Source organism: uncultured Campylobacter sp. (assembly GCF_938045775.1).
In the GTDB taxonomy this organism is placed as follows: Bacteria; Campylobacterota; Campylobacteria; order Campylobacterales; family Campylobacteraceae; genus Campylobacter_B.
Genome location: NZ_CALIBH010000134.1, coordinates 17,486 through 38,829 on the forward strand (window position 1 = coordinate 17,486; position 21,344 = coordinate 38,829).

At 45.7% G+C, this 21,344-nt stretch carries 18 protein-coding genes and 1 pseudogene; 8 read left to right on the forward strand and 11 right to left on the reverse strand.

Annotation, left to right across the window (positions count from 1 at the left end):
• Nucleotides 1-591 precede the first annotated feature (591 nt).
• From dndC to Q0238_RS05305, 4 genes are read left to right on the forward strand one after another with little or no spacing between them, the layout of a single operon-like run.
• On the forward strand, nucleotides 592-1,908 hold the full coding sequence (gene dndC / locus Q0238_RS05290; RefSeq protein ID WP_297943623.1) for a DNA phosphorothioation system sulfurtransferase DndC: 1,317 nt from the start codon (nucleotides 592-594) through the stop codon (nucleotides 1,906-1,908).
• The gene (locus Q0238_RS05295; RefSeq protein WP_297943626.1) at nucleotides 1,895-2,470 is read left to right on the forward strand and encodes an AAA family ATPase; all 576 of its coding nucleotides are present in this window, start codon (nucleotides 1,895-1,897) and stop codon (nucleotides 2,468-2,470) included. Before dndC ends, Q0238_RS05295 begins: the two co-directional genes overlap by 14 nt.
• Nucleotides 2,436-3,896, forward strand: a complete 1,461-nt coding sequence (locus tag Q0238_RS05300; RefSeq protein ID WP_297943629.1) for a hypothetical protein — start codon at nucleotides 2,436-2,438, stop codon at nucleotides 3,894-3,896. Before Q0238_RS05295 ends, Q0238_RS05300 begins: the two co-directional genes overlap by 35 nt.
• Nucleotides 3,896-5,398 (forward strand): FtsK/SpoIIIE domain-containing protein, encoded by a 1,503-nt coding sequence (locus Q0238_RS05305; RefSeq protein WP_297943632.1) that lies wholly within the window; start codon nucleotides 3,896-3,898, stop codon nucleotides 5,396-5,398. The genes Q0238_RS05300 and Q0238_RS05305 overlap by 1 nt, the downstream gene beginning before the upstream one ends.
• A 224-nt stretch (nucleotides 5,399-5,622) precedes the next feature.
• Here the strand turns inward: Q0238_RS05305 and Q0238_RS05310 are convergent, their stop codons facing one another.
• From Q0238_RS05310 to Q0238_RS05345, 8 genes are all read right to left on the reverse strand, one after another.
• Nucleotides 5,623-6,804, reverse strand: a complete 1,182-nt coding sequence (locus Q0238_RS05310) for a DUF3137 domain-containing protein (protein WP_297943634.1) — start codon at nucleotides 6,802-6,804, stop codon at nucleotides 5,623-5,625.
• Nucleotides 6,792-7,370, reverse strand: a complete 579-nt coding sequence (gene purN, locus Q0238_RS05315) for a phosphoribosylglycinamide formyltransferase (RefSeq protein ID WP_297943637.1) — start codon at nucleotides 7,368-7,370, stop codon at nucleotides 6,792-6,794. Before purN ends, Q0238_RS05310 begins: the two co-directional genes overlap by 13 nt.
• Nucleotides 7,361-9,013, reverse strand: a complete 1,653-nt coding sequence (locus tag Q0238_RS05320) for an NAD(P)H-hydrate dehydratase (RefSeq protein WP_297943640.1) — start codon at nucleotides 9,011-9,013, stop codon at nucleotides 7,361-7,363. The genes purN and Q0238_RS05320 overlap by 10 nt, the downstream gene beginning before the upstream one ends.
• The gene (locus Q0238_RS05325) at nucleotides 9,010-10,527 is read right to left on the reverse strand and encodes a YifB family Mg chelatase-like AAA ATPase (RefSeq protein WP_297943643.1); all 1,518 of its coding nucleotides are present in this window, start codon (nucleotides 10,525-10,527) and stop codon (nucleotides 9,010-9,012) included. The genes Q0238_RS05320 and Q0238_RS05325 overlap by 4 nt, the downstream gene beginning before the upstream one ends.
• On the reverse strand, nucleotides 10,524-11,042 hold the full coding sequence (gene def, locus Q0238_RS05330) for a peptide deformylase (protein WP_297943646.1): 519 nt from the start codon (nucleotides 11,040-11,042) through the stop codon (nucleotides 10,524-10,526). The genes Q0238_RS05325 and def overlap by 4 nt, the downstream gene beginning before the upstream one ends.
• A complete protein-coding gene (gene clpP / locus Q0238_RS05335; protein ID WP_297943649.1) occupies nucleotides 11,043-11,627 on the reverse strand; it encodes an ATP-dependent Clp endopeptidase proteolytic subunit ClpP in 585 nt (194 codons plus the stop codon).
• Complete coding sequence (tig, locus tag Q0238_RS05340) at nucleotides 11,628-12,941, reverse strand: trigger factor (RefSeq protein WP_297943652.1); 1,314 nt, start codon at nucleotides 12,939-12,941, stop codon at nucleotides 11,628-11,630.
• Between the two features lie 157 nt (nucleotides 12,942-13,098).
• Nucleotides 13,099-15,249 (reverse strand): TonB-dependent siderophore receptor, encoded by a 2,151-nt coding sequence (locus Q0238_RS05345; RefSeq protein WP_297943655.1) that lies wholly within the window; start codon nucleotides 15,247-15,249, stop codon nucleotides 13,099-13,101.
• Between the two features lie 187 nt (nucleotides 15,250-15,436).
• Between Q0238_RS05345 and folE the strand changes: the two genes are divergently transcribed.
• The 4 genes from folE to Q0238_RS05365 all read left to right on the forward strand — a co-directional run bounded on the left by folE (nucleotide 15,437) and on the right by Q0238_RS05365 (nucleotide 19,536).
• Nucleotides 15,437-16,021 carry a GTP cyclohydrolase I FolE gene (folE, locus tag Q0238_RS05350; protein ID WP_297943658.1) on the forward strand — a complete coding sequence of 195 codons (585 nt, stop codon included), beginning with the start codon at nucleotides 15,437-15,439 and terminating at the stop codon, nucleotides 16,019-16,021.
• 111 nt (nucleotides 16,022-16,132) lie between these two features.
• Entirely contained in the window at nucleotides 16,133-17,332 is a 1,200-nt protein-coding gene (locus Q0238_RS05355; RefSeq protein WP_297943659.1) for a NifS family cysteine desulfurase, read from the forward strand.
• Nucleotides 17,333-17,335: 3 nt separating this feature from the next.
• Nucleotides 17,336-18,337 (forward strand): iron-sulfur cluster assembly scaffold protein, encoded by a 1,002-nt coding sequence (locus Q0238_RS05360; protein ID WP_297943662.1) that lies wholly within the window; start codon nucleotides 17,336-17,338, stop codon nucleotides 18,335-18,337.
• Between the two features lie 410 nt (nucleotides 18,338-18,747).
• Nucleotides 18,748-19,536 carry a transporter substrate-binding domain-containing protein gene (locus Q0238_RS05365; RefSeq protein WP_297943666.1) on the forward strand — a complete coding sequence of 263 codons (789 nt, stop codon included), beginning with the start codon at nucleotides 18,748-18,750 and terminating at the stop codon, nucleotides 19,534-19,536.
• A 616-nt stretch (nucleotides 19,537-20,152) separates the two neighbouring features.
• On the opposite strand, the gene Q0238_RS05370 is transcribed toward Q0238_RS05365, so the two are convergent.
• From Q0238_RS05370 to murB, 3 genes and pseudogenes are all read right to left on the reverse strand, one after another.
• Entirely contained in the window at nucleotides 20,153-20,866 is a 714-nt protein-coding gene (locus Q0238_RS05370) for a rhodanese-like domain-containing protein (protein ID WP_297943669.1), read from the reverse strand.
• A 69-nt stretch (nucleotides 20,867-20,935) separates the two neighbouring features.
• A complete protein-coding gene (locus tag Q0238_RS05375) occupies nucleotides 20,936-21,136 on the reverse strand; it encodes a hypothetical protein (RefSeq protein WP_297943671.1) in 201 nt (66 codons plus the stop codon).
• A 56-nt stretch (nucleotides 21,137-21,192) separates the two neighbouring features.
• Nucleotides 21,193-21,344 (reverse strand): annotated as a pseudogene (gene murB / locus Q0238_RS05380) (UDP-N-acetylmuramate dehydrogenase); the annotation flags it as partial.

The window sequence follows — 21,344 nt, forward strand, 5'->3', positions numbered from 1 at the left end:
AAACGCATAAAGCCTCGTCGCAATCTCATATAAAGATCGTGCATCGCAAGCAGTAGCGATGAGAGGTCAAATATGCTATTCAAAGTAAATTTTATACAGGTATAAATTTCTAAGCTAGAAGTAAAATTTAGCAAAAAATTTCCATGTGGCTAAATTTTTAAAAGCAAGTGCTGCTATTGTTTCATATGATTACATGGAGTTGTTGTATAAATTTTTTGGGGTTTCAGTAAAATTTTACGCTGCGGATATTATAATTTACGAAAGTACAAAAAAGAAGATGGCTGTGTCCAGATCAAGCATTCTTAAAAGCAACGTAAGATCTAGAATCTCGTCGGTTTCCTCTCTAGCCTCTCTTAAAAATAGCGCTATTATAGATATCAGGTCGCGAAGTGCTTATCTGGCAGATCATATGCAAATTCTGTAAACCTAACCACTAAAGATGAAATTTTAGATTTTATAGAGCGAAATCCAAAGGCTCAGTATATTCTTTGTTGCTTTAGTTCGACTCGCGCGCAAAATTTAGCAAAGCAAATAGATAATCCGTTAGTAAAATTTTACGACGGCAATTTAATTGAGGCCAAAGAAAGCGGCGTGCAATTTACCTCTAGTGATGATAGATTTATTGCGCTTTTAAACGATACAAGAGCACAGATTTTAGCACGTTATAAAAAATATAAACGTGCGTGGATTGTTACTTTTAGCGGCGGTAAGGATTCTACCTGTGTTTTGCAGTTAATGTATGAAATGATAACCAAGCTGCCTAAAGATGAGTTAAATCCTACTTATGCGATACTTTCAGATACTTTAGTAGAAGCTCCTAATGTAGCCGTTTATTTTAAAAATATTGTAAAGGCGATAAATTTAGACGCCAAGATGCGCGGACTTCCTTTTGAAATAATAGTTGCTCATCCATCGCCGCAAAATGAATTCTGGGTAAATCTTATTGGTAAAGGTTATCCAAGTCCTACGCGTATATTTCGATGGTGTACAGAACGTCTAAAAATAAATCCTATGAAATCAATTGTAAAAAATATCGTAGAAAAGCATGGAAGTGCAATAATGACGCTAGGCGTACGAAAAAGTGAAAGTATGAATCGTCGTCGAAGTATAGAAAAGCGCACTGTTAGCGAGGATGGATTTAGTAAGCATGATGACTACGAGAATGTACTAATTTATTCGCCGATCACCGAGTGGCTTACAGAGGATGTTTGGAGCTATCTTACTACGCAAAATCCGCCACCTTGGGGCATTAGTCACGCTAAGTTATTTTCGCTTTATTCGCAGGCTAGTGGCGATGAATGTCAGTTTATAATCGATAAGTCGCAAAGTAGCTGCGGTGGAAGCCGCTTTGGATGTTGGGTATGTACGCTGATAAACGAAGATAAATCTATGCAAGGCTTCATAAAAAGCGGTGAGAGCTCGCTGGCGGTATTAAATGAATTTAGGAATTTTATAAAGAAGGCTAGGGAAAATCGTTCAATGAGGTGCGATTTTAAAAAAGATGGTAGTTTTCGTCCAGGGCCTTTTACGTCTTCGGCACGAAAAGAAATTCTAAGAAGGCTTTTGCGCGCCGAAGCAGAATTTAAGGCGTGCGGCGGCAGTGAGCTAATTAGTGACGAACAACTAGGAATGATCGCTAAGATTTGGGAAAAAGAATTCGATAGCGAAAGCTCGTGTATTACAATATCAAAGGAGTTTGACAGAATGCAAAATATTGAAATTTCAACGCCCATATTAGAGGATGTTGATTTAATCGATACGACAAGTAAGGGTGGAGAGGCGGCGAAGCGCATTATCTCAGAAATAGTGCGAAAAGAAGGTATCAAGGATAACGAAATTTACGAGATCATTATGAAAAATATTGATGATGAAACGGCGAAGCTAGGAGATAGTGATGATATTTTATAAACGCATTACGATTTGTAATCTTTTCGCTTATTATGGTGAACAGAATGTAGAATTTACCTTGTCACAAGGCAAGCCTATATATTTACTTTTCGGAAGGAATGGATTCGGCAAGACTAGCTTTATAAGAAGCGTGAAATTACTTTTTGCAGGAAGCGGAATGCTAGATGTAGGCGAAAATGTACCGGAGGTCGTATTAAATTTTACTGGCACACGTAGTAGAGGTGTTTTTACACCTAGGGTCCTACTGCTAGGTCAAAATAGCGAAAACGGATGGCGAGGCGCTTTTAACCGTCGTGCGCTTAGCAACGACGAGAATAAATTCTATATTGAGTTAGCGCTTGATGAAGATGAACGCGAGATAATCATTAGGAGAGAGTGGAGTAGATTTCCTGATCTATGCGAAAAGTTAATTTTTATACAAGATGGCGAGCGGCTGGAAAACAATCAAGCTCGCGAGGAGATCGAGAGAATTCTACCGTTAAATTTTTTACAGTTTTTTTGTATTCGACGGCGAAGAGATCGAGGCGATGGCAGACGAGGTCAGCACCGAGCTAAAAGATAAAATTCAAAGCATGTTGAATATTGCCGTATTAGATAGATTATCGGATCAGATCAATAAGGCGGAAAGAGAACTAATCTCACAAAGTAATATGGCAAGTAAAATTAAATCTGATCTAGACTTATGCGAGGGCCGACAAAAAAGCGAGGAAGAGCGCTTTCAAAATGCTAAAATAAATATAAAATTTTACGAAGCTCAAGTGAGCGATAAATCTGCCGCTATAACTGCTAAAAAGAAAGAATTGGAGGGTAAGATAAGGAGCAATTCTAAAGAAAGCGAGGGTCTGCAAAATGCTAAAGATGCTGCTATGGCTAACCTGCAAAGAGCCAAGCAAAGTATTGCGGAATTCGGTGGTGAAATTTTATTCGCAGGATTGGACGAATTCTTCTTGGAACTTTTATCTAGGATAGAAAAGAGTAGTGATACTAGCGGGTTCAATAAAGAAAGCCTTACTAAGTTAGCCAAATTTAGCGCAGATTACTTATTGCGTGAAAAAATAGGGTTTAAATGCGACGCGATAGATTTAAATACATATTTACGTGATGCATTTTTAGAATTTATCAAAAATAATGACGGAGAATTTAAAGGAATTAATAAAAGCACCATTCCTATCGTTTATAGTGCTGCTAAAGAAAATTCTGTTAAACTTTTAGATGCCGTAAGAGACGCTAAAAATGCTAAGTTTGATATCTCTCGTATCTCACGCAATCTGGATGATCTCATTTCAGATTCATCGGTTGATACGGAATTGGCTAAACTAAACGAGGAGATCGAGGCGTTAGAGGTAGAAAAGTTGGAAGCGAGCGAGAACCTAAGAAAAAATATCGAACAAAAAACCAATTCTGAAAAGCATATAGGCGAGCTAGAAATAGAAATTGCTGCGTTAAAAGATAAAGCGGCCCGCGACTTGCGTATTAAAAAGAAGTTGAATTTGCTATCGGAGATTAAGACTCAGATTATCACCTACAAATCGGTACGCATAGTAAGAACCGGAGAGAGACTAAAAGATAAAATTTTGTCTAATTATAAGCATATAATTGCTGAGGACAACGTAGCGGACATTAAGATCGATAACTTCATCGTGAAATTTATCGATGCAAGCGGAGAAGCTATTGCTGTACGAAGCCAGAGTGCAGGTCAGAAACAAATTGCTGCGATTAGCATATTTTGGGCGTTATCTAAGTTAAGCGATAGATGCTTGCCTCTTATTATTGATACTCCGCTAGCCAGACTAGATGCCTCTAACCGTAAGAATGTCATTCAAAACTATTATGCAAATGCGTCCAATCAAGTTATCGTGTTACCTACAGATACTGAATTCAGCCAAAGAGAGCTGGAATTTGCAAGTGGTAAAATCGCAGGGATTTACGACATCACTAATGATAAAGATTCACGAGATAGTGCAAGCATAAAACTAAGGAGGGAATAATGCTAGGAAAAATTTATACCAAAGTCGGCGAAGAGAATTTCATTGCCAATATTATAAAAAATTCTCTCGCCGTAGATGTGCCTAAATATGTAATTTTGAGGATGGCAATCAACAAATCCTTTCGATTAGAATATAAAAGTTTAGATAATCCATGTTATGCTAATTTCATCCTATACGATGGATTTTCTAGTGGGGGTGGAGAATATAATATGTCCCAAGTAACTGGCAGCGGCAAAGAATCTAAAGACTATACAGATATTTTACGTGCAGCTTTTATGCTAAGGCATAAGAGCGAGAATTTAGATTTTAGCGACGATGCAATTTTTATTAGTGTTATCGAAAAATATATCCATCGTGGACTTTACGAGCTAAATAATCTCTACAAAAGCAAGGATGACTTTTATCAATTCCTGATTGATGAATTTAGCGTTACAATAGAGCCAAAAATTATACCTGCAGAAGAATCAATTTCTGAAAGGTTAGATGAGGATAAGATACGAGAATATTTTACTTCCGCCGGTATAAAAGCAGAAATTCTATCTAGTGACCATGCATTGCGTCACGACGTATTTAAAATCCGCTTTAAAGATATGAAAGACTATGCTCGGGTTGAAAACGAAGTTGATGACTACAAGGTAAAATTTGGTCTTTACTCCGATGCTTCAACACAATACGCGGGTGAACAGATGAGCTTAAATTTATATTTGCCTAGACCTAAAAGTCAGTGGAAAAAATTTGATGCAGATGATTTTGGTTTCGATATATCTAGCTATATAAAAAGCTACGCTTTGCCTGCTTATTGCGGTCGCAATATCAAAAATGAGGCATTTTTCTTTGATTTATCACAGCACTTGCTTATCGGTGGTACTAGCGGTAGCGGCAAGTCCATGCTTTTACATACGCTCATTACGTCGCTAGCAATGTTAAATCAAAATATACGCTTTGTACTCATAGATCCTAAAAATGGAGCTGAGTTTGGTATTTACGATAAACTAAGAAGTTTAAGCGAGCTTGGCGGAGTAGTCAAGGATATATCTCATACACAAGCCGTGATTGATGCTGTCATTAAGGAAATGGATAGACGTTATAGTGTTCTAGCCAAAGAAGGTGTCAGCAAAAACGCTGAACTTTCTACTCCGATGCCAAGTATAGTTGTGGTTTTCGATGAAGTTGCTGATGCTTTCGGTCAGATTAAGATGCTTCAAGATAGTATCGTGATCTTGGCACAAAAGGCTCGTGCTGCGGACATCCATCTAATCATAGCGACCCAAACGCCCAATGCAAATATTTTTAAGCAAGAATTGCGCGCAAATTTTGATTTACGAATCGCTTTAAAAGTGCAAAATGCCAAAGCCTCTCAGATTGCCTTGGACGAAAGCGGAGCTGAAAAACTTCTAGGCGCAGGCGATATGCTGGTAAAGCTAAGTGGCTCGCAGCCACAGCATATATTTGCGCCGTATTTAAGCAAGGGCGATGTTAAACGGCTTTTAGAGCTAAAATAGATCGCTGATTTTGTCACAATATGCTAGGCAAAAATAGCTAAAAGCTCTAAATCCTATGTCGTAAAATTTGCGTCGCTACAACAATCCTATAAATTCCATAGCTTAAATGCGCCGTGGAATTTCAGACGGAATTTTGTTGCAGCGGTTGCGGCGTAGTAGCTCGTAAATTTAAAGCGAAAGCCTAAAATTTTGCAGCGATCTATACCTTAAATCAGAGCTTTAATTTAATCTTGCCAGATATTTTCGTTTAATTTTAGACTTTTTACTATGGATAGAAAGAATAAAAGCTCGTGCTTGATAGACGCGGCGGGATCGAAACTAAGTACGCTGCGATCTACGCTAGGCTCGAAGCTATCGTATCCCGTGCGGATGAAAATATAGACATTTCTATCCGAAAAGCTTAATCTGATCGATCCGCCGGCACCGCTTCTAAAGCGAAGCAAGCGCCGCATAAAGGCGGGTGTGAGGGCGTACATTGCAGACACGGCGTCGGCACTATATACGCTAAATGCGGAGCTAAACTCGCTATCGTCCATCGCGATCTTTTTAAGTCCGCCGAGTATTGGCCTCGCGCTAAGCGAAGGCAGGATCACCGCCACCGAGTTTACGCGCTTTTTAAATTCCGCGTAGAAAAAGATCCCCCTGCTGCTACGTCGTTCGTCAGTATGAGTCACGCAAACATCCGCAAAGCTGAAAAATACTCCGTCATAAACGCCGGAAATTTTATCTTCGCAATCAAAATAGCTTATGCCGTCCACAAATAGGCCGCTAGCGCGCAGATACGCCGGTCGAAACGAGCCTGAAATTTCATAGCGGTAGCCTAGGCTTGCGATATAGGGCGCGATATATTGGTGTTTAAAGGCCCGGACGAATTTTTTGGATCTGTTGTATTTGATCCGCTCCAGCACGGCATCTGCGATATTAAACAAAGAAAGGCAGATGGTTACGAGTGCGATGACGAAGCGCAAGGTATCATTCTCGCACATTTCTACGCCTTTGGCAAGCATCCACAGCAAGGTGCAAAAGATAAATACGCGCACTATATTTGCATCTTTATTCACTACTCTAAAAGAGATGCTGCCGCAGCTAAATACCACTATGATCCAGCAGAGGCCTACTGCTGCTTCTTGATCTCTAAAATTGAAAAATAGCCACAGCGCCGAGGCTAGCACCGCTAGTACTATTATCGAAAACGCCGTGCCTTTGCGCTGCTCTGCCTCCTCCAGGATGCCGAGTCTTAGTTTTTCCAGTTCGTTTGCGGTCATCTTTCTCTTTCTAAATTTATCGAAGCAAATTTTAAAATTTAGCCTCGAACCCGCCCCTAAATTTAAAGAACTAAGCTTTAAATTTACAAAATTCCGCGGAACTTCGCTCTTTAAATTTAGCGTAAAATTTAGCTTTGGCACAAAATTTCTACAATCACCTGCGGCAATAGCTCATGCTCGATCTCGTGGATTTTGGCCTCGTAAGCCTCAAAGCTCATGCCCGCACTCTTTTCAAACGCGCGCTGAGCGATGATCGCGCCGCCGTCAAGCTCCTCGCTAACCCAGTGCACGCTCACGCCGCCCACCTTCATATCGCTCTCAAAGCTCTGCTCTATCGCGTGCGCGCCCTTAAAAAGCGGCAGCAGCGACGGGTGCAAATTTATCGCGCGAATCTGCCTCGTAAAAACGGGCGTGAGAATCCGCATAAAGCCCGCAAGCACCGTAAGCTCCGCGCCACTTTTTTCGATCTCGCGCACGAGCGCGGCGTCGAATTCCTCGCGGCTAGCGAAGTCTTTGTGATTTAGGATCACGCTTTGAAGCCCGAATTTTGCCGCCTTTGCTATGCCTCCCGCATCCGCTTTGTTGCTTAGCGTTAGCACGACTTCGATCTTGGTTTCGCCAAAAACCTTACCGTGCAGCTTCTGCAGGATCGCCTCCAAATTTGAGCCGCTGCCGCTAAAAAGCACGGCGAGCTTTTTCACAACCATTTTACCTCCTCGATGAGATCGAGCGGATTTAGCGCGTAGGAGTTTTTGGCGAAGGCGCGCGCGGCGAGTGCGTGGGCTAGGACGCCGCAGATTGAGGCTTGCAGAGGCGAGTAGCCTTGCGCGAGCAGCCCGCCGATGAGCCCTGCGAGTACGTCGCCGCTGCCGCCCTTTGCGAGCGCGGCACTGCCATTGTCGCAGACGTAGATGATGCCCTCTTGCGCGATGAGCGTATTTGCACCCTTTAGCACGAGCACGCCGCTAAATTTATCGCTCCACGCCTGCGCAAGCTCGAAGCGCCGCTCTTGCAGCTCGCTCACGCTAAGATCTGCGATGCCCACGATCCTTAAAAGCGAGCAAAACTCCTTCGGATGGGGTGTTAGGATTAAATTTGAATTGGCGTTTAGCAGGCTTAAAATTTCACGCTTGTAGCACAGATCGGCGTCGATGACGCAGCTTTTGTCCCGCAGCGCGGCAAGATCGACCTTCCGCTCCCCGAGGCCGCAGCCGCAGACTACGACCCGCGCGGCATCGAATGAGCTTTTTTGCATCAAAATCGGGCTTAGATTTAACGGCCCCTCACTAACGACGCTAACGAGTCCGCTGCCGATCGCGTGAGCCGCCAGAGCCGCCATCTGCGCCGCTCCGCTCATCTGCCCGCTTACGACGTAGGTGTGCCCGAAGTCGCCCTTGTTGGTGTTTTGCTTCCTGCGCAGCGGCAGCTTCAGATCGCTTTTTTGAAGCAGAAAATATTCGCTCCCCCTTTCAAAATTTGAGCGCGAAATTCCAAGATTTGCGACCTTGATCCGCCCTACATAATCCTTCGCGCCGTCCGAAAACAGCGCGAGCTTTAACGCGCCCATCGTGATCGTCAGATCCGCGCAAAATGCACCGCCTAAAATGCGCCCGAGCTTATCGATGCCGCTTGGGATATCAACTGCGATTTTTAGCGATTTTGCGCTATTTGCGAGAGATAAAATTTCACAAATTTCAGCGCTTATCGGTTTGTTTAAACCGCTGCCAAAAATCCCGTCGATTATGCAGTCTGCGTTTATAATCTCATCGCGCAGAACGCTCAGTTCGCTGCAATCGTTGCCTAGATTGCTGCATTCGTCGCCGTGCCCCGCGATCTCAAATTTAGCGCTCGTAAATTTCTCGCTTAATTTATCGTCGCCGCCTGAAATGTCCGTGCTGCTTAGGCTTTCGCGCTCGTTATCGGGCTTGTCATCACAAGAGCCGGCGCCCTTTAAAGAGGACCCCTCTGCGCTTTCATGCGCACAAGCATCCTTGCTAGATGCGCTGTCTGCGTGCTTGCAAGCATTTTTTGCGCTTGCGATGTTGATAAGCCTAACGCCCGCAGTCCGCGCCGCTTCCGTTTGAAATTTACCCGTCGCGCTTCTGTTTTGAAGCACGCAAAGCGCCGTGCAGCTAAAATCGCCGCTTAGCTTTCGCAGCGCCGCCATCGCGTCCGCGCCGTTATTTCCGCCGCCGCAAAGCGCCAAAATGTGCGAACCCTTTTTGAGCCGCTTTCTGATCTCGCGCTCGATCCTGCCTGCGGCGTTTTCCATTAAAATTTGCTCGCTAAGTCCAAATTTTGCGCTAGCCCGCGCGTCGAGTTCCTCGGTGCTAAAGAAAATTTTTTTCAAATTTCGCTCCTTATGCGAAAGCTAAGAGCCTCCAAAATATGCGCCTTGGCGATGATTTCGGCGCCTGCTAGATCGGCGATAGTGCGCGCGAGCTTTAGCGTCTTATTTACGCCGCGCTGCGAAAGATCGTAGCGGGTGATCGCGGTTTGCAAAACCTCTCGCGCAGCGCTTTCACAGATGCAAAATTTTTCGGTATCCTCGTCGCGCAGCTTTGCGTTTAGCTCGCTCTGTCCGCGAGCCTTTTGCGCGCGAAACGCCCGCAGCACCGCATCTGCCATCTTCTCGCTGCAAACGTCGCTTCTGTCGTCCGCGCCGGTATCATCCATCGCTACGTATATGTCGATGCGATCGAGCAGCGGCGCAGAGATCGTGTTTTTGTAGCGCCTGATATCGTTTAGCGAGCAGGTGCAGGTGAGGTTTTTGGAGAACAGATTTCCGCACGGGCAGGGGTTTTGCGCCGCGACGAAGATAAATTTCGTTTGGTATTCGACCTTGGAATTTACGCGCGAAATCAAAATTCTATTATCCTCCAGCGGCTCGCGCAGGCTCTCTAAAATTTGCTTGCCGAAGTGCGGCAGCTCGTCGAAAAACAGCTCGCCGCCGTTTGCGAGCGCGACCTCGCCGATCTTTGCGCCGCTACTGCCGCCGCCGAAAATCGAGCTGCGCGTGCTGGTGTGGTGCGGCGAGCGGAAGGGGCGCAGCGCGCTAAAATCGACGTCTTTGTTATTTAGCGACTCGTAGGCGCACGAGAGCAGCACTTCGCTCAGGCTCTGCGGCGGTAGAATTCTGGCTATCCGCTTTGCGCACATACTTTTGCCGCAGCCCGGGCTGCCCTCAAAGAGGATATTGTGCATGCCACACGCGGCGATCAGGCTCGCGCGCTTGGCGCGCTTTTGCCCTTTGACGTCTTTGAAATCGAGCGAAAAATCGCGGTTGGGAACGTAAGCTTGCCCGTCAATCTCCACGACATTTTTAAAAAGCGGATGGGTTTCTCGTATTAGCCTGCTTGCGGCGAACTCCTCGTCTAAAAAAAATCTGACCGCGTCGCTTAGGCTATCTACTGCATAAACGTCGTAGTTTGGGATCGTGCAGGCCTTTAGAGCGATACTTTGCGGCACTAAAATTTTAGCGCGCTTCACCTTCGTGCTTAAAAAAAGTAGGATCGAAAAGAGGCTCGCCGTGCTCTTTAAGCTGCCGTCTAAACCGAGCTCGCCGAATACGAAGAAATCGCCGTCGATGCGCTCTTTTTGCAGCGCGATTAGAAGCGCGATCGCAAGATCGAAGTGCGAGCCGTTTTTGGGCGTATCGGAGGGGGAGAGATTTATGATGATTTTGGATGCGGGAAATTTAAAATTTAAGCTCACAAGAGCGGCTTTTACGCGGCTTTCGCTCTCTTTTATCGTAGCTCCCGCAAGGCCTACGATATTAAATCCCGGCAGCCCCCGCACGAATGTCGACTCAACCTCTACGGGGATCAGAGCATCCGTGAAGGCAGCGCATTTTAGGGATTTCATTTCGATTTTTCTTTTAGGCTTTTTTTGAATTCTTTATCAAATTTTTTGCGTTTATTGTATCCGATACGCTCGATGAAAAGATGCCCGTCAAGGTGATCCATCTCGTGCTGGATACAGACGGCTAGCAGCTCGCTAGCGTCCATTTCGTGGGTATTGCCGGCGCGGTCTTGAAACTGCACCGTAATAAACTCGGCGCGTGTGACGTCCTCATAAAAGCCGGGCACCGACAGGCAGCCCTCCTGAAATACGACCTCGCCTTCCTTTTTTAAAATTTGCGGATTGATGATCTCGATGAGGTCTTTTTTGTCTTGGATTTTTTCCTCATTGGCTAAATTTATGATCAAAGCGCGCACGGGCCTTCCTACCTGGATGGCAGCAAGGCCTATGCCGTTTTTTGCGATCATCGTCTCATACATATCGTCCAAAAGCTTGCCCAGCGCCGCGTCGAATTTCACGACCTCGGTCGATCTTTGATAAAGCTTTTTATTCGGATAAGTAAGGACGTCCAGGATCATCTATTTAAAGCTCTTTTGAAGTACTTGATCGATCAAGCCGTATTGCACGGCATCCTCGGCGCTCATGAAAAAGTCGCGATCGGTGTCCTTTTCGACCTGCGCGAGATCTTTGCCGGAATTTTGCGAAAGGATATTGTTTAAAATTTCTTTCATTCGTAAAATTTCTTTAGCTTGGATTTCGATGTCGGTAGCTTGACCCTGCGCGCCGCCTAGGGGCTGGTGGATCATTATGCGCGAGTTTGGAAGCGCGTAGCGTTTGCCTTTTGCGCCGCAGCTTAGCAAAAACGCTCCCATCGACGCCGCTTGACCGATGCAGATCGTGCTTACGTCGGGTTTGATGTAATTCATCGTGTCATAAATGCTAAATCCGCTCGTAACCACGCCGCCAGGGGAGTTGATGTATAGATAGATATCCTTATCCGGATCCTCCGCCTCCAAAAACAGAAGCTGCGCGACGATCGAGCTTGCCACTGTGTCGTCGATCTCACCGCTAAGCATTACGATACGGTCTTTTAGCAGCCTCGAGTAGATGTCGTAGCTGCGCTCTCCGCGACTAGTTTGTTCGATAACGTAAGGAATCACCATCTATTCGCCCTTCTCTTCTTTTTTGCCCTGCTTTGAGAAAATATCGTTAAATAGCTTCTCCTCTATAAGTGCCATTTTAACGGCCGGCAGCATGCCGTTGTTGCGGTATCTATTTAGATGCTCCTTCGGATCGGCGCCGTAGGTGTAGGCTTCCATATAGACCGCTTGGACGAGCTCCTGATCGCTCACGTCGATCTTGCGCTTTTTGGCTAGCTCGTCGATTAAAAATGTAAGTTTGACGCTGTTTTCGGCAGCCTTTCTAAACTCTTCGCGCTTTTTATCCAGGGCGTCTTTGTTGTTTTTAAATTCCTCGATCTGCTCTTTTGAAAAGCCGCTCCAGGCGTTGTTAAATTGCAAATTAATCTCCTGCTCGACGATCGCTTTTGGAAGCGCGAAGTTAAATTTCTCGGCGAGCGCGTCGGCAAATTTAGGCTTTAGATCCTCATTTATCAGCTTTTGAAGCTTATCGTTTTTGATGCGCTCTTTGATGCGCGCTTCAAATTTCTCCTTGCTTGGCTCTTTCTCGCCCGGAAGTGCTTGCTTTAGCTCCTCCTCGCCGAGCTCTTTGGCAGGTTTTTTAGCCTGAATTTCGTGAAGCTTGACTTTAAAAATCGCGTCCTTGCCGGCTAAGCTTTTCGCGCCGTAATCTTGCGGAAATTTAACCGCCACGTCGCGCTCTTCGCCCACTCTAAGTCCGATCATTCCGTCTTCAAAGCCAGGGATAAATTGATTTGAGCCGATCTGAAGGACGTAATCCTCGGCCTTGCCGCCGTCGAATGGCTTGCCGTCCACGAAGCCTTCGAAGTCGAATTTCGCAAAATCGTCTTTGGCTAGAATTTTTTTGTTGGTCTTAGAAAGTGGAGCGATCATCTGCAAAAATTCCGCTACTTTCTCGTCGATCTCTTTTTGGGTAACGCGCGGGCTGCTAAATTTCGGGATCAGCTCCTCGTACCCTTCTACGCTAACTTCTGGTCTGAAAGAAATTTCGATCTGCACGTCGATATCGCCGTTTTTTTCATCAAATTTAGAAAAGACCGGCTCGGATAAAATTTCTTCCTGTTTTTTCTTTAAAATTTTAAGAGACTCATCGATCATATCTTTAAGAAGTTCCTGCTTTGCATCGCCCTCAAGCTGCTTGCTGTATCGCTTCAAAACCACCGCGGTAGGCACTTTGCCCTGTCTGAATCCATCGATTCTTAGCTGCTTGGAGGCCTTTTTGGCTAGCTCTTCTACTTTTGCCGCGATCTGCTTTGCTTCGATCTTGCTCGCAGCTACCGCATTCGCGGCGTCTTTCATTTTTGCTTTTACTTCCATAAAATTCCTTTAGAAAATTTAAAAATAGTTGGTAATATATCAAAAAATTTCTTATTTAAAGTATAAATTCCTAAAATTTGCCGAGCCTAAGCGGTTTGTATTTATCAAAATTTTAAAATTTTAAAAGCCTGCCTTAAAATTTAAAGCGGGCTTGAGGTTAAAATTTTACCGATACGTTAAATATAAACTGCCGCGCGTAGCCCATTTGAATAGGTATCACACTCGTGGTCGTGCCGGTCGAGGATGAGGTATAGTATTTTTTGTCGGTCAAATTTTTGACGTTAAACGAAAAATTCGTATCATAGCCCGAAATTTTAGTATCGTAGCTCACGAAGGCGTCATAAATTACGGCGTGAGGCAGCTTAAACGCCGTTCCTGCGGGCACGCTCGGTAGGTTCGTGCGCATATAATAGGTGTACCACGAGCCGAAATATCGCGCGCCGCCGCCCAGCCTAAGCCCCTTTGTGCCTAGATGCGCGAAATCGTAGTTGGCAAATAGGCTTGCTTGGTGCTTCGGCGTCGCTTCCAGCGGTTTGCCAATTAGCACCGCAAAAGCGCCGTCGTCCTCACGCACTCTCGTTTTGGTATATGCATAGCTCGCCGACATGCTAAGTCCCTGCGTCACGCGCCCGTTTATATCGATCTCAAATCCTCGCGAGCGAGCCTTGCCGATCGTCTCGCTTATATTATTTACCGTCCGCAGGATGTTCCTTTTATCGATATTAAACACCGCCGCACCCGCAGTGACGCGATCGTTTTGAAATTTAGTGCCGAGCTCTACGGATTTGCCTTCCTCCGGCTTTAGATCGCCGCCTATCGCCTCGCCTATGGACATCTGCGGCGTGAAGCTTTGCGCGTAGTTAGTATATACCGACCACTGCGGGCTTAACAGATACAAAAGCCCGCCCTGATAGGTCGTAGTGGCCTTTTTCTGATCGGTGTTGTTCGGTCCTTGCCAGCTTTGTTTGGCTACTTGATCGTAAAATTCCCTACGCACGCCCAAAGAAAGTATTAACTCGTCGGTTAAATTTATATTATCTTGCGTGTAAAGCCCGATCGTTCTTAGCTTTTGATATTGTATTTTTGGCTCTCTATTGTTCGTTAAGACGGCGCCCGAAGCGGTCTGTCCGGTAAGCATATTGATGCGTCCAGCGGTGCCTTTTAGCGCGCCCGGGCGGTATCTGTAGTAATTTTTGTAATCCGTGCCGAAAAGGACGTCGTGCTTAAGCGGGCCCGTTTCAAATTTGCCGTTTAGCGTGATGCTTGCTGCGTGCGTGCGGTGTATGAAATTATCGTAGTAGTTATACGATCGCGTCGTGCCGGTAAGGCCTTGGGGCGTGAATGGATTGTTCGGACGGACGTAGCCGTATTCGTGCTTGCTACGCGAGAAAGCATAGGCGCCTTTTAATATCCAATCCTCGTTAAATTCTTTCTCAAAGCCGAAATCAACCGTATCTAGCTTGCTTTGTAGTTTATTTACCGGCTCGTCGAAGCGGACTTTGCCGCTGCCGTAAATTTTACCCGTACTCGGCACTAAAAACGCGCCGCGATCCACCGGATCGGTAGAGCGGCTATGGGTGTAGCCTAAGTTTATCGAATAATCATCTCCTTGATACGCAAGCGACGGCGCAAAGAGCGTGTTTTTTATACCGCCGAAATTTCGCCAATAATCCTTCGCGTAGTAATCGAATATAAATCTATACGCAAAGCCGCTATCTGCGATCGGCCCTGTAGTATCAAATCCCGCGTCCCAATAGTTGCGATTGCCCAGCCCACCCCAAATTTCATTTATAAACTCATACTGCGGCTTTTTGGTTACCATGTTTATGACGCCGCCCGGTTGCTGCGCGCCGTAGAGCATGCTCGCGGGCCCTTTTAGAACCTCGACGGATTGAATAGTTTTATTGTAGTTGTGCATTACGGCGCCCGGCACGCCGTTGCGCATAATCGAGCCGTCGCGACCCTCGCCGAAGCCGCGCTTGATGATCGCATCGAAAATATTTCCCGTCGTATTTGCATAGCTTATGCCGCTTACGTTTTGCAGCGATTCCGCTAGAGTTTCTGGCTTTTTGTCCTTTAGATGCTGCTGCGTTACAACATTTACGGTTTGCGGAATTTCTAAAATTCTCTTAGTCGTCTTGCCGATCTCGCTACGTACGGCACGGTAGCCGTCGTCGTTATTCGCCCATTCTACGACCTCGATATCGCCTAGGTTTTCGCCCGAGGCGGAGTTTGCTGCGGCGTTTTGTTCGGCGCAAGCAAAAGAAAAAAGCGCCAAAGCCGCGCCAAAACTCATCTTAAATTTCATTACCGAACTCCTTGTAGATAAAGCTTATCGAAACGGCGGATTTTAAACAAAAATTTCTTAAATTTAAATATATTATCATTAACATAATGAGATTGATAAAATTTCGCGCGAAATTTTAAAATTTATCAGCGTTATAAAAGGCGTTTTTGAGTAATATCGCGCATCGATCTTTAAGGAATTGCTAAAAATGGACGAAAAAAGCCGAGCTAAATTTGAAAGCTGTGTGTCGCAGATGCTTGAAATTTTAGGCGAGGATCCGAGGCGCGACGGGCTTGCGAAGACGCCTGAGCGCGTGGCTAAAGCCTATGAGTTTCTAACTAGCGGCTACGAGCTGGATCCAAAAGAAATTTTAAACGACGCGCTGTTTGAGAGCAGCAACAACGAGATGGTTTTGATAAAAGATATAGAATTTTATAGCCTCTGCGAGCACCATCTGCTGCCTATCATCGGGCGCGCGCATGTCGCGTATATCCCGAATAAAAAGGTCGTGGGGCTTAGCAAAATTCCGCGCATGGTAAATATTTTCGCGCGCAGGCTGCAGATCCAAGAGCAGCTTACCGAGCAGATCGCAAGCGCCATCGAGGAGGTGATCCATCCGCTCGGCGTGGGCGTAGTGCTGCAGGCGCGACACATGTGCATGGAGATGCGCGGCGTGCAAAAGATCAACTCGACCACGACTACGTCGGCGCTGCGAGGGCTTTTTATTAGCCGAAACGACACGCGTAAGGAATTTTTCGATCTAATAAATTCTCCGAAAACTTTCGGTTTTTAAAACTGCAAGCGTTAAAGAAAAATTTAGCAATTATGTTATATTATCGTGCGAAATTGATAAAAGAGCGAAATTGTCTGATTAAATTTCAGACAAATTTTAGAAAGGAATTTTATGCAGCGCGTTTATTTAGATAATAACGCCACTACGATGGTCGATCCCGAAGTTTTTGAGGAGATGAAGCCGTTTTTTTGCGACAAATACGGCAATCCAAACTCCCTTCACAGCTTCGGCAGCGAGACCCACCCCGCGCTAAGAACTGCGATGGATAGGCTCTATGCGGGGCTTGGCGCTGCGGATGCGGACGATATCGTCATCACGAGCTGTGCGACCGAGAGCAATAACTGGGTTTTAAAAGGAATTTACTACGATAAAATTCTAACCGGCGAGAAGGATAATATCATCATAAGCTCCGTCGAGCACCCCGCAATCAGCGCGACCTGTGCTTTTTTAGAGAAAATTTGCGGCGTAAAGATTACTCGCCTGGGCGTCGATAAAGACGGACTAATCGATCTTGACGAGCTTAGCGAAAAGATTGACGACAAAACTGCGCTCGTTAGCGTGATGTGGGCAAATAACGAAACCGGCACGATCTTCCCCGTAAAAAAAATCGCACAAATCGCACACGAGCATGGCGCGCTATATCATGCCGACGCGGTGCAAGCGATAGGTAAGATAAAGGTGAACGTGCGCGATGCGGATGTGGATTTTTTGAGCCTTTCCGGGCATAAATTTCACGCTCCAAAGGGCGTCGGCGCACTCTACATAAAAGATAGTAAGCCACTTACGAGCCTACTTCACGGCGGCGAGCAGATGGGCGGGCGCCGCAGCGGCACGCTAAACGTCGCGGGCATCGTGGGGCTCGGTAAGGCTTTAGAGCTAGCGAATAAATTTATGGATTTTGAGCGCACTCAGGTAAGCAGACTGCGCGATAAGCTGGAAGATGCGCTTTTACAAATTCCAAACGTAAGCGTCGTGGGCGACCGCAGCATTCGCGTGCCAAACACCATTCTTGCCTCAATCCAAGGCGTCGAGGGAGAGGCGATGCTGTGGGATCTAAATAAAGCGGGCATAGCCGCTTCTACGGGTTCTGCATGTGCGAGCGAGGCGCTCGAGAATAACCCAATAATGGAAGCGATCGGCGCAGATAAGGAGCTGGCGCATACGGCGCTAAGACTTTCGCTGTCGCGCTTTACGACGGAGGCGGAGATCGATTATGCGATCGAACATATTGGTAAAGCTATCGCTCGTCTGCGCGGGATTTCAAGCACGTTTGCTTACGCGCCACAAGGTTATGAGAAAAATAAAGGATAAAAAATGGCAAAAAATAGTTTGATAAACGGCTCGATCTGGGAGCAATACTCGCAAAAAGTGCAGGACCGCATGAATAATCCTCGCTATATGGGCGAGATCACCGAGGAGGAAGCAAAGGCTAGAGGCGGCAAGCTCGTGGTCGCGGACTTCGGCGCCGAGAGTTGCGGCGATGCGGTGCGGCTATATTGGCTGATTGATCCTAAAACCGATAGAATTTTAGACGCTAAATTTAAAAGCTTCGGCTGCGGCACGGCGATTGCGAGTTCGGACACGATGGCTGAGCTTTGTATCGGAAAGACCGTCGATCAAGCGGTAAAGATTACAAATTTAGACGTAGAGCACGCGATGCGCGATAATCCCGATGAGCCTGCCGTACCGCCGCAAAAGATGCACTGCTCGGTCATGGCATACGACGTCATCAAGCAGGCTGCAGCGAATTATAAGGGCATCGATCCTGCGCATTTCGAGGATGAGATCATCGTGTGCGACTGTGCGCGCGTAAGCCTCGGCACGATCAAAGAGGTGATCCGTCTAAACGACCTCCATACTGTCGAGGAGATCACGCAATACACCAAAGCGGGCGCGTTTTGTAAATCCTGCGTGCGCCCGGGCGGACACGAGGAGAAGGATTATTATCTGGTCGATATTTTAAAGCAAACCAGAGAGGAGATGGAGCGAGAGAGACTTCAAGCTCAAGCCGAGGCGAGCGCCGCTACTAGCGCGAAAGCGGGAGCCGAGATGAGCTTTGAGCAGTTAAATTTAATCGGTAAATTTAAGGCTGTCGAAGGGGTGCTTGACGAGGATATCCGCCCGATGCTTCAGATGGACGGCGGCAATCTCGACGTCATCGACATTAGGCCTGCAGACGACGGCAAAACCGATATCTACATCCGCTACTTAGGCGCTTGTAGCGGCTGCGCCAGCGGTGCGAGCGGTACGCTGTATGCGATAGAAAACGTCTTGCAAGAAAACCTTAGCCCAAACATCCGCGTAATGCCGATCTAAACTTATCGGCCGCTACGTTTCATCTTGGCTTGGTCTTTACGAAGTTTTAAGAGCTTGAGCTTCTGCGCAACAGCGGAGCTAAATTTCGCCCCTTAGCTAAATTCGCAATTAGACGCTAAATCTGCGTAGAATTTCGCCGTTTACTTTTAAGAATATCGCAAATCTCGCTAAGGTTTTCTAGCGTGAAATTCATCCGTAAATTTTGTCTATAAAATTTAATTAAAAGAGCTTTTTATTTCGCTCGTGTAAGTTTTTTATGAGATTTCGTTTGTAAATTGGACATAGAATTTCTCCGCGAATTTCATCTTTTCATAAATTTAGATGAAAATGCGCCATAAATCGCAGAATTTTAGCTGGCTATAATTTCTTTTTATTATAATTGCGCCTTATTTCAACTAAAAGGGGAGCAAATGAAAGTATTTGTTTTGGCGGCTCTGCTACTTGGTTTTCTATCTGCAAATTCTTTGGATCAGATCAAAAAAGATAGGCTCGTTCGCATAGGTGTATATAACGATCAGCCGCCGTTTAGTGCGCTCGTAGACGGCAAATATAGGGGATTTGAGATTGCTCTTGGCGAAAAGCTCGGTAAGGAGATTTTCGGCGATAATCCTGGCAAGGTAAAATTTATCCCGATCACGGCTTCAAGACGCATTAGCGCTTTACAGCGCAATGAAGCGGATATGGTGATTGCGACCTTTACTCCGACGCCCGCGCGAGCGAAAAAAGTAGATTTTTCGGAGCCTTATTTTAAGGTGCAGGTAGGTGTGCTAGCCAAAAAAGACGAAAATGTCACGAGCTTCGATCAGCTGCGCAAAAAGAGGATTTTTGTCATCAAACACTCTCCTATTCACAATTTCTTGCGCAAAGCGGGCTTTAGAAAGAATTTAAACTTTTGCGTCAGTTCGGCTAAATGTTACCGCGCTTTTAAGAGGGCGAAAAACGCCGTACATGTCGATGATAACCTAATCCTGCACGCATACGCGATCATCGATAATAAAACGCAGGTTGCTTTGGATGGTCTAGGTAAGCAAACTTACAATGCAATCGCCGTGCAGAAGGGCAATAATGCGCTGCTAGAGCTAATCAATACATCTTTAGCAGGACTAAAAAAAGACGGATTTTTGGATAAGACCTTTGATGATACGCTCGGGATTTTCTATCACGGCACGATCGATAAGAAGGAATTCTTGGTTGAATAAAATTTCGTGCAGAATTTAATTCGTGCGTTTGACTTCCGCGTAAAATTCAGTTCATTGTAATGATGGAGTTAAAAAAAATATACGTTGCGGGCTTAATTTGCTTTTAGAATTCGGTCTTGATTTTACTTGCCTCCCCTAAAGCGCAAATTTTATCGAAATTGGTGAGGCTATTTAAAACGCGCGCACCACTAGCGCGAAATTTCATTTTCGGAAGTAAAATTTTTAATCGATTCGTCTGCATTTAAAATTCACGCAACTTTTATAGAGCTCGTTTTAATTTTGCGTCCCACAAAACCCGCGCTAGCTTGTAAATTTCTATTTTTTCAGCTCTAAATACTTGCTTTTCTGCTACAACTTTATGATTTAAATTTTAAAAATTCCTCTAAAAAGAGCTAAACTCTCAAACGCTATTGCCGCCTCGGTATGGAGAATTTAAAATTTATGCTCTGCATCGAAGGCAGATCTTATGCAAAGTAGGCGCTAAATGAGCAGGCGGAGCAAATAATTTCAAATTTAGCGGTATCTGTCTTATCGGATGCCGCGAAGCTGCATATCACAAAGACGCGGCGAATACAAAAAATGGTCGTAAAATTTTACCTCAAGAGCCAATCTCGATTTATTTCACCAGCTCGTAATTATACTCTTTCGTTCCGTCGAGTAGATTTGTAACGTTGTAGCCTAGCTCATTTAAGGCCTTGGCGAGCTTGGCGCTGCGGTTGCCGCTGTAGCAGTGCGTGATTATCTTTTTGTCTTTGTTGGCCTCAAGCACGTCCTTGTAGTTATCCACAGGCTCACCGTATGGAATATTTATCGCGCCTTTCATATGCCCCGCGTCGTAGTCCTGCTTCTGCCTAGCGTCGATGATCAGCACGTTCGGCTCATTTGCTATTTTCAAAAACCCCTCCGCGTTTATGCTGCCGACCTTATACAGCTCGTAGTCGTACTGCTTCACGCCGGGCGCATTCATAAGCACATTGAAACCCTTTTGTTTAAGTAGATCAAGCGCCTTGCCGCTGCGGTTACCCGTATTGCAATAAAGCACGACGTTTTTATCCTTATAGGCGTTTATCTCGTCCAGTCTGCTTTCAAGCTGCTCAAGCGGGATGTTGATCGCGTGTTTTATGTGGCCTGCAGCGTATTCCTCCGCACTTCTGACGTCAATGACTAGATAATTTTCTTTTGCTCTATTGTCCTCCTCTATCGCCGATAGCGCCGCACCGCTTATAGCGTAGCCGCTAGGCTGCTGCATCTCGGCACCGCAAGTCGCGAAAGATCCCAATGCCGCCAGCAAAACTGCGCTTTTTAAAATTTTGTGAGAAATAAATTTCATATGTTTCCTTTAAATTTTAGCTTTTAAAGCGGGAAATTATATCAAAATTTTATCTAAAATAGTGTGAATTTACGCCGTTAGCAGATGCGAGCGATCAAGTAGGCGATTTGCTTGCAAAAGCAAAAGAGTGATAAAATTTAAAAGCTCGGTCAAGCGCCCGAGCAATACCAAAAGATAGGGGTTAAAATATAGACCGCCACAATAAACGCTCTTAGGCGAAAGCCGCCCGCAAGCACGCCGAGCTTTTATCTCCTTGCCGTCGCCGTGCACAGAGGCTCGCTCGTCACGCTTGCTTGCTGTCTTGGTCCGAGAAGCCTGCGCTTGAACTATAAAATTTTAACCTCTAGCTCAAGCGCGACGCCGAAGCGCTGCAAAACCCGCTCGCGAGCGAGATCTATCAGGCTCATTACGTCCTCAAAGCTTGCGCCGCCGAAATTTATGATGAAATTGGCGTGCTGCTCGCTAAATTTCGCTCCGC